Raw genomic sequence first — 15,518 nt, forward strand, 5'->3', positions numbered from 1 at the left:
GGGTGAGGTTCAAATATCGAAACATTTGCCGTGACTCCGGTAGGGCGCTGGCGGTAGCGTGAGGCAGCAAAAGACCGCCTGCACTGGGCGGGTAGGGCACATGTCCTCTGGGTTGCCTAAAGCAAGGCGTGGTTTGAAAGGTGTTGACAGTGTGAGTCTTTCCGCCCAAACGCTGGTGCTGGTCGCGTTCCCGGTCGCCGCGGCGGCCCTGGGGTCGGTCATCGCTGTCCTAAAGCCCCCGGGGCCAAAACTCTCCAGTGCGATTCAACACTTCGCGGCGGGCGTGGTCCTGGCAGCATTGGCCGGAGAAGTACTACCGGACCTGCGGGCAGAAGGAAACCTCGGGTTCGCGGCCGCCGGTTTTGCCGCAGGCGCAGCTGTCATGCTGGCGTTAGGCGCCCTGGGCCGAAAAATGGACAGAAAGTCCCCGGCGTCCGGGACACTGCCGACAGGCCTGCTGGCCGCCGTCGGAATCGATCTGCTGCTGGACGGTTTACTCGTGGGGCTGGGGACTGTTCTGGGTGCCAGGGAGGCGCTTATCCTCACCATCGCCCTCACCATCGAAATCCTGTTCCTGGCACTGTCTTTGACAGTAGAGCTCAAGGAAATTGGCATATCCAACGTCCGTGCAGCGGCAACCAGCAGCGGACTTGGACTCCTGACGGCCGTCGGTGCGATAGGCGGTGCTATCTTCCTCGGTGGTGCCGGCGCGCCCCTACTGGCCCTTGTTCTCGCCTTTGGTGCTGCCGCTCTTTTGTATCTCACGGTGGAGGAACTGCTGACTGAAGCGCATGAACAGGAAGAAACGGTGTTTTTGGGTTCCATGTTCTTCCTCGGGTTCCTCGTCATCTACATCCTGGGGGCACTGTAAAGAGCCGCCTCAAAGCCTGCATTCCTTGACGCTTTAGTGAAATCCCCCTCGGGCCATCTCCCCCATCCTTTCACCGACGTCCAGGGAGGATTCACGGTCGAGGACGTAGATGCTTTGACGGAAACAGGGGCTCGGGGAGCCATAAAGGCGCCGCAATCACACCAGCCGTCACACGCAACAGATAGTACTGCGCCATGCCCCGCCTGCTGTTCTGACATCCTGGCGGTTCGGACGGCAGCACCAAGACTGAAAACTGGTGAATGACTCGCGGCGTCAATATCTGAACAAATGATAATCTGTTCAGATGAGTCGTCGATTACGTTCCATTACCGATCCGGATGCCCTGCCCGGATATCGGGACAACGATCGTGCCTCTGCCCGCATTGAGTTTCTTCGGGAGGCACTGCCCCCAGGCGAGGATGTTGAGCGGGTTGCCGCGGTGTTCCGGTTGATGGGAGATCCCGGCCGGGTGCGGATCCTCGCCACGCTGCTGGAGGCCGGGGAGGTATGCGTGCATGACCTCGCCTCGGTGGCCGGGCTCAGCGAATCCTCAGTGAGTCAAGCTCTTCGACTCATGCGCGCGCACCGAGTCGTGGAAACCCGCCGCGCTGGCCGGGTCGTGTTTTACCGTCTCGGCGACAACCACGTTCGGATGTTGCTGGACCTGGCGATCACCCACGCCGGGCACTCCCCCGCAGTCACCGCAGTCTCTTCCCCTATCGACCCCACTCGTCAGGAGCCCACATGAACGCCTCGCCTGCCCCTCTTACTTGCCCTAAATGCGAATCAGAGATGCGTCCCTACGAACGCAACGGGGTCATCATCGATCAATGCACAGGGTGCCGCGGAATCTTCCTGGACCGCGGTGAACTGGAGTCCCTGATGGATGCTGAAGCCGCGTTCTACGCTGCCCGGAACGCCGCACCCGGAATGACACAGCCCCCCTATGCCCAGACTCCGCAGCCCCCCTACGGCCAGTCTCCCTATGCGGACCGGCGGGACGGTCACCACAGTGGTCATGGTGACCGGCACGACCGCCGCAAGCGCGGGGGGTTCCTCGGGGATCTGTTCGGCTGAACCCCGAAGCCCCTGCACCAGCACCCCTCAACCTGACCGGCCCTGACTATGAGAAGTGAGCACGCGTGGCGATCGACACCCAGCTTGACCTGAAGACTGTTTTGCCCGAGGCGCTGGATGAACAGGACGCCTGCGTGCGCAGTCTGACCGAGGGCCTGCAGGCCCGGCAGGGCGTTATCGATGCCCATGTCAAGCGCCCGGACGGCGCCGAAGCGGCGCAGCTGTGTGTGCATTTCGAACCCGGTCTCATCAGCCTGGGCCGGATCCGCGAACTGGCCGTGTCCCTGGGCGCCCGGGTGGACAGCGACTTCGGCCACCTCAGCCTTGATGTGGACGGCATCTCCAGGTCCGCCCGGGCGCAACTGCTCGAACAGCGGCTGCGCGAGCTGGACGGGGTGGCGGAGGCCCACGTCTCCGCCACCGGCTCCGTTACGGTTGAATACCTCACGGACCGGACCTCGGAGAAGGCGGTTTTGGACCTTCTGGCACGCTTTGGAACACCACCGCGCGCAGGCCGGCTCTATCTCTCCGAGGCACGCCATGCAGGTGCCGTCGAAGCTGGCCTGCCAGAAGCGGACGCGCATGACCGCAGGCACGAAAAGCAAGAAGAACATGATCACAAACACGGCGGGATCTTTAGTGAGCGAAGCGAGCTGATCTTCGCGGTCCTGTGTGCCCTGACCCTGGCGACGGGGTTCCTCCTGGGGCTCAGCTCTGCGGTTCCGGACGTAGTTTCCACGGCGCTGTATATCGCCGCGTATTTCTTCGGCGGCTACTACACCCTGAAGGAAGCCATCCAGACGGTGATGGCCAAACGGTTCGAGATCGATTTCCTGATGCTGGTCGCAGCCGCCGGGGCCGCGGTGCTCGGGGACCTGGCCGAAGGCGCCCTGCTGCTGGCTCTGTTCAGTATCGGCCACGCCCTGGAAAGCTATGCCATGGGCCGGGCCCGGCGCGCCATCCAGGCCCTGGCCGAACTCGCCCCGGACACCGCACTGGTCAGACGCGCCGGTGCTGAGCAGGAGATCCCGGTCGGGGAATTGCGGATCGGCGACACCGTCATCATTAAACCCAACACCCGCATTCCCTCGGACGGTTACGTAACCGTCGGGCAGAGCAGTGTGGACCAGTCGGCGGTTACCGGGGAAAGCATCCCAGTTGACAAGACCCCCATTGGGCAAGAGGCGTCCCGGAAGGAGGCCGACATCCCGGCCGAAAGCCGGATCTATGCCGGAACGGTCAATGGTCCCGGCGTCCTGGAGATCGAGGTGACACGGCTGTCTAAGGACTCAACGCTCGCCCGCGTGGTGCGGATGGTCAGCGAAGCCCAGGCCCAAATTTCGCCCACGCAGCGCTTCACGGACCGCTTTCAGCGCGTATTCGTCCCCGCCGTGCTGATCCTCGTCCTCGCCCTGCTCTTCGCCGGCCTCGTCATCGAGGAACCGTTCTCCGCCACGCTCTATCGGGCCATGGCCGTCCTGGTCGCCGCCAGCCCGTGCGCGCTGGCAATCTCCACCCCCAGCGCCGTCCTGTCCGGGTTGGCCCGGGCAGCCCGCGGCGGCCTGCTCATCAAAGGCGGGGGACCTCTGGAGAACCTGGGCACGCTGAGCGCGATCGCCTTCGACAAGACCGGGACTCTTACGGAGGGCAAACCCGAAATGACTGACGTGGAACCCGCGGCGGGGGTGAAGGAATCCGAGTTGCTATCCGTCGCACTCGCCGTCGAATCCCAAAGCGACCACCCGCTGGCCTCGGCCATCGTGACGGCGGCACGCGCCCGGCTGGACGGCACACCGCCGCTCACCGCCGGGGCTGTCACCAGCATCACCGGCCGCGGGGTCAGCGCCCTGATCGACGGCGAACAGATCCACATTGGCAAGCAGCAGCTCTTCACCGAAACCGACGGGTCGCCGTTGACCAAGGACATCCTGGACTCCACTGCCCGGCTCGAGGCCGGGGGACGGACCACCATGGTAGTGCGCCGGGGGTCCAGGTACCTGGGGGTCCTGGGCCTGATGGACACTCCCCGGGACTCCGCAGCAACAGTTATCACACAGCTGCGCCAGGCCGGTATACGGCACATGATCATGCTCTCGGGTGACAACCAGACCGTCGCCGGTGCTGTGGCCGGGAAGCTCGGGCTCGATGAGGCCCGCGGCGACCTGCTCCCCGAGGACAAAGTCAAAGCCGTAGTCGAGCTGCGGGGCCGGGAAAATAAGGTCGCGATGGTCGGTGACGGCGTCAACGATGCACCGGCCATGGCCAACGCCACTGTCGGGATCGCGATGGGCGCCGCCGGCTCGGACGTCGCCATGGAAACCGCCGACGTCGCGCTTATGGGAGATGACCTGAAACGGCTCCCCTTCGCCGTGAATCTTAGCCGGCAATCCAGCCGAATCATCCGGCAGAACCTTTGGGCCAGCCTCGGCGTCGTCGCGATCCTGATCCCGGCAACGATCACCGGGGCCATCGGCATTGGCTTGGCGGTCCTGATCCACGAAGGATCAACCCTGCTCGTCGTCGCCAACGCCCTCCGCCTCCTGGCCTACCGCGAACCCAAAACCTAATAGAAGCCTCACCATCACCGACCCCTGACTAGGCCTTTAGCATGGGAACCCGGTCGATGGACGGCGATAGATGGGCCCTGGCAGGCTGCGCCTGCAAGCGGTGGCTGCAGATACTGTCCTATCTCCGGGAGATTTCCCGCGACCCCGCCTGGTGGAATGCCCTGTTGGTTATCACTCTGGCCGCGGTAGGCACGTTAGACGCCCCTGATGGCTAAACGCCCCTGCCGGCTTGAGGCCGTCAGGCAGGTATGGAACTCCTTGGCGCAGTCCCTCATCATTTCTGGCCAGTCGTTGCCCGGCGCGGGGGATGGCGTACTGATTCCCGACCATCACCCAAACTTTTGGACTAGATGGTCGTGTCTTGTCCTACTGGGATATGTCGGGGAAAGTTCGTTGCCGGCGTGGACCCGCCCGACGTCCTCGCGCACCTTGGTCGCGCTGCAACGCAGGTCCCCTCCATCACCTCATTCTTGCTGCCAACCCGAACTAGAAACTCGCCGTATTTGTTTTCAGGCAGTCCTCCCACCGGATCGAGAATTACGGGCCGAAGATCACGACATCTGCCACGCGCTGTCACTTAACCGAGAGTCGGCACCGGCACCGGCCTCATAAACCGGTCGATCCATTCCGGAGTCGAGCGCCGGGTAAATTGGAGGGATGCCCCACTTTTCTTCCCAGTTTCTGCGTGTCCTTTCCTGTGCGGCCACCATCGTTGTCCTGGCGGCCGTCTCCGGCTGCGCCACCCCGGTATCGGCGGGTGACGTACCGACATGGCAGGCCACTACGCTCCCCTCTGACCCAGGAGTCGTAGCGGCAGACGCAGGCCGAATTCTCGATCGGCAACCTGTGGTTCAGCGGAAAGACGTAGAGTCAGGCAGCTACATTTTGACTCTGGTCTGCGAAGGCGTCGGCAAGGCCTTCCTGACGGTGCGCTCCGGGGGCAATGACCTGGTGGAACTCGGAGCGGCCTGCAATGGCGCCAAGGAGACAACCAAAGTCAGCGTTACCGACCCGGGCATGCTGGAACTACGTACGTCCAGTGTGGATGCTCCCCTCCTCTACGCCTACCAGCTGGCCGCTCCCAGGTAGAGGGCCAGGTCAAAGCGGTTCCCGCACCGGCTGCTGCCCGCCGGCAGCGCCCAGCCTGGGCGCTGCCGAGGCGAACGACAGGGCGGCGGTCTTCAAAGCCCTTGCCGACCCGAACCGGCTGCGGCTGCTGTCCATCGTCAAAGGCGCCCAAGGCGGCGAAGCCTGCGTCTGCGACCTCACCGATCCACTGGATCTCACCCAGCCGACCGTTTCCCACCACCTGAAGATCCTCGTCGACGCCGGCCTGCTGCACCGCGAAAAACGCGGAACCTGGGCCTACTTCTCACTCGTCCCCGGCGCCCTCGAGCGCACCGCAGGACTGCTGGAGACCCTGTGACCCCACCAGTTCCGACGGGCGCCTCCGTTCGCCCCATGTTCCGGGAGGATTGGCCGGACGTCCGGGACATATACCAGGCGGGAATCGACACCGGCCAAGCCACCTTCGACTCCGTTGCACCCGACTGGGACCGGTTCGACACTTCCTGGCTTCCCGGCCATCGGTTTGTCGCCGCAACGCGGGAAGACCAATTCTTCGGGTGGGCTGCTGCCTCCGCCGCCTCAGCCCGCCCCGCGTACTCCGGCGTGGTCGAACACTTCGTGTACATAGCCGCTGCTGCCCGCGGTATGGGTATGGGCATTGGCAAAGCCCTCCTTGAAACGCTTATCAAGTCCACCGAGAGCCATGGCATCGGGACTATCCAGGCCAGCGTCTTCCCCGAGAACGAAGCCAGCCTCAGACTCCACTTTCTCCATCGTCGGACGCCGGCAACGCATCGCCCGGATGGCCCACGGTCCACTGAACGGGCAGTGGCGTGACACCCTCCTGGTCGAACGCCGCTCAACCAGCATCTAAAGACCCGCCAAGCACTTCGACTTCCACTACCGGCAACTCAGCTTGGCCGCCCGTACCGCTAATCCGCATGGCCGCGCGGCTGCAATGATGAACCCTGTGACTATCGCGAAGACCACCCTGCTGTTCATTCTTGCCGCCGCCGCCGAGATCGGCGGCGCCTGGCTGGTCTGGCAGTCCGTCCGGGAAGGCAAGGACTGGTGGTGGGCCGGACTGGGCGTCATCGCCCTCGGTATTTACGGTTTCGCAGCGACATTGCAGCCGGACGCGCACTTCGGCCGAATACTAGCCGCCTACGGCGGGGTGTTCGTAGCCGGGTCACTGCTGTGGGGCATGGCCTTTGACGGTTTCCGACCCGACAGGTGGGATGTTGCCGGCTCGGCGATCTGCCTGCTCGGGGTAGCCGTGATCATGTTCGCGCCCCGAAACGCAGGCTGAACTACAAATCCGACCTACGAGTTGAAAGTTATCCCACTGCCCCGGCAGCATTGCTGCGTGGAACTGTTCCATCGCGCTCTGGGCGCAGAAAGCACAACACTACCTGCCTGATTCCGCGTCCTGTTGAAGCACACCCCAACCTGACGTCAGCAGCAAGAAAAAAGGGCGTCAGAATAGGGTCTTCAGAGCGGTTCTTACACTCCCCAACCCTTCTGTCTTAGATTCAAATCTGACAGCCAGCCCCGCTGAGGAGCTTGCGCGGGGCAGGGACGCAATTGGGCAACAGCCTGTTGCCCAATTGTCCAGAAACCGTCTGGACAATTGGTTCCGCTGCCCACACTCGGGGACAATCCTGATGGGTTATCCACCGCTACTGCTGCGAAGGGAGCTATCCTCAGGGCTCCCAATTCCAGCTGTGGATAACCCGGATTGACCACAACTATGGACAGCTTCTAGTCCCACCTTTGTGCCTTGGACTCCTGGTGTCAGGGCAATTCGTCGAGTTTGGTTCGGAGGTTCCTAAACACCGCGTCGCGCTGCTCTTGGGAGAGCTGCATTAGCGGCACATCACGCAGCTCGTCGAGGTTGAAATCGGTGTCCTCCTGGTCCTCGTCCTCGAGCATGGCGAGCATGTCCTCGTAGGTCAGGACCATTATGTTGCCGTCCAGTGGCCGGAATCCGAGTTCGCCCCAGTACTTGGCAAGGGCGCGGCATTCCCTCCGGTGTTTCAGGGATCCTTCATCCGTATCGTCCTTGAGCCCGGGTGCCGCGTGCAGGACGGTGACGACGGTACCGCGGCCGATTGCTCCGAGGATAGCCTTGAATATTTGGTGCCCGGCCCGGTGCCCACGGAACCGCGGCTGGACGCTCACCCAGGACACGACCATCAGATCGCCTTCTAGGACCGGTTCGCCCTCGACGCTGAGCTGACTGGGCTCGGATCCGGCGACGATGAACGCTTCGGCGAATCGGGACAGGTCAGCGCTGTGGGCGTCCAAGGTGTCGAAGAGGTTGACGCTGCCAACGTCCGGGACGAGGTGGACGCTGGCTTCGGCGACGGTGACCCGGCCTTGGGCGTCGGCGTCGAAGGTGTCGTAGTCGGGTTCGAGGATGTCAGCGTCGATGTAGGCGCGAATGCTCCATGACTGCGGGTAGTCTTCGGGCCGTTCCCAGGAGTCGGGGCGGGCGGCGTAGTCGAGGGCATAGGTCAGGCGCATCCACTGGAGGGCGTCGCTGATCTCGTCGTGCTCCTCTGGCCGGGTGCCACCATCCACTTCCTTGCCGCGGGTGTGCTCGTTACTGGCCATGAGATTCCTTGCCCGCTCCCCCGACCAAGGGGTGCTCTGAATGTTGTCCAGTGTGCCGGGTTCACCGTACCCGACACTGGCCCTGGCGTGACAGTAAAGCCCTCCCGAATTTCCGGGTGGCCATTCATGTGGGTAGGTCCGCACGTCGAAGGGATCAACCGGCCGAGCCCGGGTCAGCCCACGTGGATGCCGTTGTCAGCGAGGTATTCGCGAGCACGGCCCATCTGCCGGTCGGTAGAGAAGGCGTACCAGTGTTCGCTGAGGTTCTCGTCGTGGACGATTTCCCGGAACCGGAAGAAGGCGCCTTTGCCCTCGATCGCCCGCTCCAGTCGCTCTCGGAGGGCTTCCTCGTGCTGCCTGTCTGCGAAAGCTGCCATGTCCTGCCAGCCGTTCCCGGAACCCGTGCGGTTCAGCCGAAGCCATCGGTCCGGTTCATCCTCTACGCCGATCGCGGTGTCCTGCCCTACGATCATCGGGTCAGTGGCGGCCTCGTCGTACACCTGCCCGGTGTGCAGGTCGAGGTAGCCGCCGGTGGACAGATCGGGGTCCCCTTCCAAGATGATGCTGAGCATGTCGAGGTCCACGGGAACCACCCTGCCGGTCAGCGGCACGCGGCGCAGGGCTGCCAGCAGGTCCTCGGCGAGCACCTGGTCACCGGCGCAGCCGCGCCGGGTCAACCGGTTGATGACCGACAGTGCCACGGGTTCGGCTTCCCGGCGCCTGTGCTCTAAGGCCATCGGTATGCCGGCCCCCACCTGCTGGAGGGTGTCATCGATGTCGCGTCCGGTCAGGGCTGCGAGGAAACGGGCCGCGTCTGCTGCCGCGATGGCTTCACGCATTTCGGGCAGGTCCAGCCTCGGCACCGAGACCTGGGCGGGCCATGCGTGCAGCAGCATCGGATGCGGTTCGCCCGGTTTCGCCGGGACCCGGCTCTCCCCGTCATCAGTGGACCACCGGCGCCCGTATTGGTCCGGGATGCTGCCCCAGCCCCAGTAGGGCAGAGGGAAATCAGGGCGGATACCCAATACCTCCAGCGGGTCGACCTTCGTCTCCTCGACCACGCACCGGTGCATCCAAGCGTCACCAAGGTCAAACATGAACTGAAACTCAGATCCCGGCCCCAGCGTCCGGGCGACCTTGGCGGTCGCGATGTCGATAGCTGTGATGATCGGCCCACCGCCGGATCCGGCCATCTCAGCTCCCGTCTCTTGGTCCGTGATTACCCGGCCGTCGTTCAGGGTGAACATGGACAGGTGCGAGCGGTCCCAACGGGCGAAGGCATCGTTGATGGCGTTGGCGAGATCCAAGAAGGTGTGCGACTGTCCAACCGCGAAGACTCGCCCCGGCCAGGGCCACAGCTCCTCACCACGACCACCGAGCAGTTCCACCGTCACCGATAACCAGGTTCGCGCCATACCCTCAGGATGGCACGAACCGCGGCCGCGCCCTTCGTCGCGTTACTGCACGCCGGCGGGCGCCAGCATCCCGAATGAGGGCGGGCGGCTCCGCGAGGAAGAGGGCGCGGAAAGTGATTTTAGGCGAGCAGTGTAGAAGCACTGCTTCCAAGCGTGCAGTGGAGGGCAGTCCTTGCTAGTCGAAGATTCCTGCTTCGGGGGTTTTGTGGGGAAGGGCGGTTTTGCCCGGGGCGGGGGTTTTGTGTCCGTCGTAGGCGCATTTTTTGAAGGGGCCCTCCTTATCCATGAGGGTGCGCATGTGTGGGTCGGCGTGGTTCAGCCACCAGGTGCTGATGCCGAGGGCGGGTTCGAGGCGTAGGTGTTCCCAGGCGCGCCAGATGGCTTCCATCCGGATGAGGGCTTCGGGGTGTTTGTACCATTCCGGGCACCACGCGTAGGCTGCGCCCTCGTTGACTTCCCGGACGTAGGACTGGGCCAGGAGGTCAGCGAAGAATTCCACGGCGCTGGAGTACACCAGTTCCGGTTCGGGCTCAGCGTGGCTGTGCCCGCCGGTCGGGGGCTGATCCTCTTCGTCCCCGAAGGCGTCCGCGAAATCTTCACTCACGCCTTGTCTCCGTCCGTCCATGGATTGTGGGCGGCAACAGCCACAGGGGCACGGTCAGTTGTTTCCTTGGCTGCGAGGGAGTCTTTGACCTTTTGGGCGTGCGGTCCGTTCATCCAGGGGATCGTTTCGATCATGGTGGCCGGGGCACCGGAGGCGAGCAGGATGGCCCTGAATCGTGGCAGTGCTGTCAGGTCGGCAACGGATAGGATTTCGTCCTTGCTTTCTTGGCGGGAGGATGAGGATCCGTTTCTGCTGTGGCTGCGGGAGACGTTGATGTAGCTGTATTGGCCGATGAGGCGGGAGAGTTCGTCGAGGTAGCCGACTTCGGAGACGCCGCCGCCGTAGATTTTGACGTTGGATGCTGACCAGAGTTTCCGCATTCCTTCGAGGTTCCAGACTTCCACGCCCTGGGACCAGGACTGCAGGATGGTCATGAGGATGATGCCGCGTGAGCCGTAGTGGCTGTACTGGTCCGGCAGGGCTTTCCACCGGCAGACGTTCGCGGCTTCATCGAGGATACCCAGCAGCGGGGTTGCGAGGCGGCCGCCGGGTTGGGAGGTGGCGTACTTTTCGGCAGCTTCGACGACGGCGACGGTCAGGGCCGTGACGAGGGGGCCTGCGGTGCCGACGCCTTCGCGGGAGAGGCTGTAGAGCGTGCCTTTGCCGCGGACGAAGTCTTCGGGTACGAACTGCGGCCGGGGGTCGGTGTCGACGGTTGTGCCCGGTGTTGGGGTGACCCATTGGCTGACGTCCCGGTCAGTGAGGCAGGAAACCATTTGCCGGGCGGTGCCGTAGACCCCGGCCCGCTGCTTTTCCGGTTCCCTGATGTGGCCGATGACCATGTCAGCCAGCAGGTCAAAGCCGGCGGTACGGAGGATGTCAGCCGGTGCTTCGTCGTGCGGGCGGGTCAGCCAGGTGTACACCTGCGTGATCGGCGCGGCGCTGAGCGAGGCGGCGAGCAGGAGGGCCTTGAGCAGGTTTTGCCCGGCCGGGTCAAAGTAGGCATCCGGTTTTGTTCCGGGTTCCCGGGAACCGGCGGCGAAGTGGGAGGCCATGTTCCCTGCCGTGGCTTCGTTCTTCACATAGGACAGCGGGTTCCACCACCACGATGGTTCTTCCTCGGCAACGGCCTGCGGGTCAAAGACCCACACCTGCCCGGCCTCAGAGCGGATGGGGCGGGTGACATCGACGATGTCACGTTTGTTCGACGTGGCGATCACCGCGCCGGGCGCGTCCAGGATGGCGGGGACGGCATAGGAGGTGGTCTTCATCGTGCGGGGCCCGGCGATGAGGATCAGCATGTCCTCCCACGATGCCCAGAGCGGGCGCTTCCCGGCAACGCTGCGGCCAAGGCGGACACCGGTCGAATTTTCCACGCCAAGGCGCACGGCCGTGGCCGTGGCGCCCTTGGTCGAGAGGTGGTTCAGGTCCTTGCCCCGGCCCATGTACACCGCTGCCTTGTCCACCCTGGTGCGCTTGCTCGCGGTCCGGGACCGGACCACCAGCACCGTCACCACCAGTGCGATCAGGACACCGGCCAGCACGCACGCCACCACCGTGGACTGGTCCGGCCAGGGCACCCGGCCCTTGGCCAGCCCGGCGACCAGGTCAATCGGGTGCGCCGGCGGGGCGGCGAGGCCAGCCATCCACGACCCGAGGTGGGCGGCAACCCAGGTGCCGCCGCCGAAGATGGTAGCGGCCCCGATGGCGAGCCAAATCCCCAGGGCGTCACCGAAGCCTGTTCCCTTGCGGTTCGGGGCACTCACGCCGCACCTTCTTCCCGGAGTGGAGCTGCCGCATCCAGCAGGGTTTCTGCCGGTGTCTCTAGTCGCTTAGGTTCGATTTGCTGTTGTATGGCCGGAATTGGCGTTGAGGCTGGTGACATCGGTTGGAGGCTCTTGTGGGCCCGATTAGACGAACCGTCGACGAGAGTGACGGTTTGGGCGTAATGTCGACACATGCTCGCTCCTTCTAAAGTTGGTAGCTGATGGAACTGGTGGCGTTGCCGGGTGGTGGCGCCGCGGATCCGATGATTTGGAGTGCGCAGGCCTTCGAGGGCTTCGAGCAGGAGATCGTGGATCAGTACGCGCTGGCGATGGCAGCGGCTGGCTTGAGTGACTCGCATATCCGCAGTACCCGGGCGACGATCATTGAGTTCGCCCGGTCGGTAACCGGCCCGGTGTGGGCGGTGACTTGTCAGGATGCCGACCGGTTCCTTGCTGAGCAACGTCAGTTGGGTCGCAGTGTGAGCACCAGGGCCGGTAAAGCCGGGACTCTGGCGCTGTTCTACGAGTTCATGATCAGCCGGTACCAGGGCCGGATCCAGCGGGCGACTGGGGTGCTGGTCGAGCAGCCCATTGATGAGTTCAACCGCCAGTCGGGTGCGTCCTTGGGTAAGGTCCGGGTGCCGCCCTCGGATGCTGAGATCGAAAAGTTCTTCGCCGGGTGGCGGCATGCGATCCCCGAGTCCCGCAAGTACCTTCCCGCTGCGCGGGACTACTTCGCTGCCTCGTTGTGGCGTCGCTTGGGGTTGAGGATCAACGAGACGGTGATGCTGGACATCCGTGATTGGCGTCCGGACCTGGGCGGGTTCGGTAAGCTCCACGTCCGATTCGGTAAGGGCGCAAAGGGCCGTGGCCCCAGGCCGCGGCTGGTACCGGCGATCAACGGTGCAGCTGAACTGATCGACTGGTGGCTCAGAGATGTCCGGCACCAGTACGGGGAGGACTGGGCTGATCCGGACGCGCCCTTGCTCCCCTCGGAGCGGTTCGACCGGGAGCTGGGACGATGCGGCCGCGTAGGTGGCAATGCGCTGCGCCGCACCTTGGCGTTGCAGGTCGAGCAGCGGTTGCCAGCGTGGTCTGGACGGATGACACCCCACGTTTTGCGGCATTACTGTGCGTCCTCGCTGTACGGGGCTGGGATGGATATCAAAGCTCTTCAAGAGTTGCTCGGGCATCAATGGCTTGCCACTACCTCGCGGTATATTCACGTGCGCGGCGAGCATGTCGAGCTGGCTTGGAAGAACGCAAACGCGCGGGTCGAGTCCCGCTTCGCGATCACACAGAAGGAAGGATGAAGCCGTGCAGTGGAACCTGCGGATGAGAGCCGCTGAACGCGGGATCTGGAAGTCAGCGCAGATGCGTCGGATGCTCGCCGAGGCCGGGCTGGAGATCAGTGCCGGGAAGATGTCCTCGTGGTGGGCCGGGACGCCGGCGACGATGAAACTTGAAGACCTCGACGTGCTCTGCTCGGTACTCGAGTGCACACCCACTGACCTGATGAGCCCGGAGCCAGATAAGGTCGCCGCCCGCCGTCCACGGGGCACCGAGACCATCAACGGCGATGACACCGGCCACGGTGCAGTTGATGGCAATCTGTCGCCGGTTTCTTCGCCGAGTTTCGGCCGGGCAGCACCGGTCGTGTCGCCCAGATTCGGCAGGCCGCGGTCCGAGCCGCCGCTATAGGCGGCGCTGTTGTGAGTCCCGCCCCGGGCCCGGCGGCGCCGTTGCGACCGCCCCCGATGTGCCCTCTCTGCCAGATCAACCGGGCCGCCTGGGCGTATCCGCAGGTGGCATTCTGCTACAACTGCCTTCCCGGCGGCCCGTTCACCCCGCCGCCGTGCTCCAAGTGCGGCACCACAACGGGCTACTTCAGCCAGGGCCTGTGCGCCAGCTGCCATCCCGGCAGCCCGCAACACCCAAGCTCGTGCAAAGGCTGCCTGGCCTGGGGCGTCTACCGCCGCTATAACTGGACATGCTGGCCCTGCCGTTGGTGGCGCTCCCACTACCCAGAAGGAGTCTGCGACTTTTGCGGCCGCACCGCCCGAATCGGAGAGCGGCGGGCCTGTCGGCTGTGTCTGGAGCAGGCCCGAATGGTCCAGATACCCGGACAGGCCCTGGATCTGGCCGGCGCGAATAGGGACGGCCACCAGCTCTTCTTCGCGAACATGAGCTTCCACCGCCATGGAGCACCACCGTTGAGCCCGAAGCAACGCGCTCCATGGAAACTGCGGGACCAACAGAACCTGACAGGCACCGAACCCATCGCCGACTTCGGGGTGCAAATGGCGTTGTTCGATATGGCGCCCGACCGGCAGGTCCTCGCAGCGCGTGTCCGCCGCGAAGACAACGACCTGACGCGCTACTGCGCCGCCCTCGTCCGTGAACACGCCGCAAGGGCCGGCTGGAGCAAGCGGCAACGCAATGATGTGACCCGCTCGCTGCGGATACTGCAGGGCCTGCGGCCAACTCCGACCTCGAAGATCCGCGCCACGGACGTCCTCCAATTGCGCCAATACTCGGGCAACGTCCTCTCCACCATCGACGTGCTGGCTGCGGCCGGGCTCCTGATCGAGGACCGGCCGACCCGAGTGGAACGCTACTTCGTTGCCAAGACCAACACGCTGCCGCCGGTGATGAAGGACCAGCTTGAGGTGTGGCTGGAAGTCCTGACCAATGGCTCCCGTCAGGCGCCACGTCAGAAACCTCGTGACGCCAAAACCATCATCGTGCACATCCTGGGCATCGAACCCATCATCCATGCCTGGGCCGCGGCTGGCCTTCATTCTTTCGCGGAGGTCACCCGCGCCGACATCACAGCCGCGCTGGACGAAACCAAAGCCCGCCGCCACATCGCCGGGAACGGGCTCAAATCGCTTTTCACGACACTCAAAGGCCGACGGCTTATCTTCGCCAACCCGACCCGCGGGATGAAGGCGTCCCCGAAAGCGACCAACATTCCGCTGGCCCTGGATGCCGCGGTGATCCGTGGCGAGCTGAACTCCCCTAATCCGGTGGTCGCCCTCGCGGTTGCCTTGGTCGCCTTCCACGCCCTGACCGGCCAGCAAGTCCGTGAACTCCGACTGACCGACATTAGGGACGGGCACCTCGTAGTGGCTGACCGTCTCATCCCGCTGGCCGGACCCGTGCGCACCCGCCTGGCCGCCTGGCTCGATCACCGCAACCGCACCTGGCCCGGTACTGCCAACCCGCACCTGCTCATCAACCGGCGCACCGCACCCCGGCTCCTCCCCGTTAGCAGCCAGTTCCCCTGGTCCGGCTTGACGCTGCGGCCGCGAGTTCTGCGGGAGGACCGCATCCTGCACGAGATCCACGCTACCGGCGGGGACATCCGCCGCGTCTGTGACCTCTTCGGGCTCAGCGTTGAAGGCGCCGCCCGCTATCTCCACACCCTTGAGCACACCGACCTTACCGTCGAGAGCAAACGGGTTCCCCGAACCTAAGCACGCAGAAGGACTACAGTCTGCGACCATGCTCAAGTTCACCCCAAAAGCGTCA

Annotated in this window: 15 protein-coding genes; 11 read left to right on the top strand and 4 right to left on the bottom strand. The window is 64.3% G+C overall.

The window, feature by feature from the left end; all coding sequences use genetic code 11:
- The first annotated feature begins 151 nt into the window (after positions 1-151).
- The 8 genes from LFT49_RS22035 to LFT49_RS22070 all read left to right on the top strand — a co-directional run bounded on the left by LFT49_RS22035 (position 152) and on the right by LFT49_RS22070 (position 6,892).
- Positions 152-871 (top strand): ZIP family metal transporter, encoded by a 720-nt coding sequence (locus tag LFT49_RS22035; RefSeq protein WP_237430712.1) that lies wholly within the window; start codon positions 152-154, stop codon positions 869-871.
- A gap of 304 nt (positions 872-1,175) precedes the next feature.
- On the top strand, positions 1,176-1,619 hold the full coding sequence (locus LFT49_RS22040) for an ArsR/SmtB family transcription factor (protein WP_237430713.1): 444 nt from the start codon (positions 1,176-1,178) through the stop codon (positions 1,617-1,619).
- On the top strand, positions 1,616-1,948 hold the full coding sequence (locus LFT49_RS22045) for a TFIIB-type zinc ribbon-containing protein (protein WP_237430714.1): 333 nt from the start codon (positions 1,616-1,618) through the stop codon (positions 1,946-1,948). Before LFT49_RS22040 ends, LFT49_RS22045 begins: the two co-directional genes overlap by 4 nt.
- Positions 1,949-2,013: 65 nt before the next feature.
- Entirely contained in the window at positions 2,014-4,515 is a 2,502-nt protein-coding gene (locus tag LFT49_RS22050) for a heavy metal translocating P-type ATPase (RefSeq protein WP_237430715.1), read from the top strand.
- A gap of 657 nt (positions 4,516-5,172) precedes the next feature.
- On the top strand, positions 5,173-5,604 hold the full coding sequence (locus LFT49_RS22055; RefSeq protein WP_237430716.1) for a hypothetical protein: 432 nt from the start codon (positions 5,173-5,175) through the stop codon (positions 5,602-5,604).
- Entirely contained in the window at positions 5,561-5,941 is a 381-nt protein-coding gene (locus LFT49_RS22060; RefSeq protein ID WP_237430717.1) for an ArsR/SmtB family transcription factor, read from the top strand. Before LFT49_RS22055 ends, LFT49_RS22060 begins: the two co-directional genes overlap by 44 nt.
- Entirely contained in the window at positions 5,938-6,420 is a 483-nt protein-coding gene (locus LFT49_RS22065; RefSeq protein ID WP_434738956.1) for a GNAT family N-acetyltransferase, read from the top strand. The genes LFT49_RS22060 and LFT49_RS22065 overlap by 4 nt, the downstream gene beginning before the upstream one ends.
- 133 nt (positions 6,421-6,553) lie before the next feature.
- On the top strand, positions 6,554-6,892 hold the full coding sequence (locus LFT49_RS22070) for a YnfA family protein (RefSeq protein ID WP_237430718.1): 339 nt from the start codon (positions 6,554-6,556) through the stop codon (positions 6,890-6,892).
- Between the two features lie 485 nt (positions 6,893-7,377).
- Here the strand turns inward: LFT49_RS22070 and LFT49_RS22075 are convergent, their stop codons facing one another.
- The 4 genes from LFT49_RS22075 to LFT49_RS22090 all read right to left on the bottom strand — a co-directional run bounded on the left by LFT49_RS22075 (position 7,378) and on the right by LFT49_RS22090 (position 11,984).
- Positions 7,378-8,199, bottom strand: coding sequence for a hypothetical protein (locus LFT49_RS22075; RefSeq protein ID WP_237430719.1), 822 nt, complete (start codon positions 8,197-8,199; stop codon positions 7,378-7,380).
- Positions 8,200-8,372: 173 nt separating this feature from the next.
- Positions 8,373-9,614, bottom strand: coding sequence for a UPF0158 family protein (locus LFT49_RS22080; protein WP_237430720.1), 1,242 nt, complete (start codon positions 9,612-9,614; stop codon positions 8,373-8,375).
- Positions 9,615-9,789: 175 nt separating this feature from the next.
- Entirely contained in the window at positions 9,790-10,218 is a 429-nt protein-coding gene (locus LFT49_RS22085; protein ID WP_231728550.1) for a DUF4913 domain-containing protein, read from the bottom strand.
- Positions 10,215-11,984, bottom strand: a complete 1,770-nt coding sequence (locus LFT49_RS22090) for a type IV secretory system conjugative DNA transfer family protein (protein ID WP_237430721.1) — start codon at positions 11,982-11,984, stop codon at positions 10,215-10,217. Before LFT49_RS22090 ends, LFT49_RS22085 begins: the two co-directional genes overlap by 4 nt.
- A 221-nt stretch (positions 11,985-12,205) precedes the next feature.
- On the opposite strand from LFT49_RS22090, the gene LFT49_RS22095 reads away from it, so the two are divergent.
- The 3 genes from LFT49_RS22095 (at position 12,206) to LFT49_RS22105 (ending at position 15,463) form a co-directional block, all read left to right on the top strand.
- On the top strand, positions 12,206-13,297 hold the full coding sequence (locus tag LFT49_RS22095; protein WP_237430722.1) for a tyrosine-type recombinase/integrase: 1,092 nt from the start codon (positions 12,206-12,208) through the stop codon (positions 13,295-13,297).
- A gap of 4 nt (positions 13,298-13,301) precedes the next feature.
- On the top strand, positions 13,302-13,685 hold the full coding sequence (locus tag LFT49_RS22100; protein ID WP_237430723.1) for a helix-turn-helix domain-containing protein: 384 nt from the start codon (positions 13,302-13,304) through the stop codon (positions 13,683-13,685).
- A 407-nt stretch (positions 13,686-14,092) separates the two neighbouring features.
- Entirely contained in the window at positions 14,093-15,463 is a 1,371-nt protein-coding gene (locus LFT49_RS22105; RefSeq protein WP_237430724.1) for a hypothetical protein, read from the top strand.
- Positions 15,464-15,518: the final 55 nt, after the last annotated feature.

Source organism: Arthrobacter sp. FW306-06-A (assembly GCF_021870055.1).
Classification (GTDB): Bacteria; Actinomycetota; Actinomycetes; order Actinomycetales; family Micrococcaceae; genus Arthrobacter.

Coding starts and splice junctions, on each gene's coding strand:
- LFT49_RS22075 (WP_237430719.1), bottom strand. CDS start 8,199: ATGGCCAGTAACGAGCACACCCGCGGCAAGGAAGTGGATGGTGGCACC.
- LFT49_RS22045 (WP_237430714.1), top strand. CDS start 1,616: ATGAACGCCTCGCCTGCCCCTCTTACTTGCCCTAAATGCGAATCAGAG.
- LFT49_RS22040 (WP_237430713.1), top strand. CDS start 1,176: ATGAGTCGTCGATTACGTTCCATTACCGATCCGGATGCCCTGCCCGGA.
- LFT49_RS22105 (WP_237430724.1), top strand. CDS start 14,093: ATGGTCCAGATACCCGGACAGGCCCTGGATCTGGCCGGCGCGAATAGG.
- LFT49_RS22080 (WP_237430720.1), bottom strand. CDS start 9,614: ATGGCGCGAACCTGGTTATCGGTGACGGTGGAACTGCTCGGTGGTCGT.
- LFT49_RS22060 (WP_237430717.1), top strand. CDS start 5,561: ATGCTCCCCTCCTCTACGCCTACCAGCTGGCCGCTCCCAGGTAGAGGG.
- LFT49_RS22055 (WP_237430716.1), top strand. CDS start 5,173: ATGCCCCACTTTTCTTCCCAGTTTCTGCGTGTCCTTTCCTGTGCGGCC.
- LFT49_RS22095 (WP_237430722.1), top strand. CDS start 12,206: ATGGAACTGGTGGCGTTGCCGGGTGGTGGCGCCGCGGATCCGATGATT.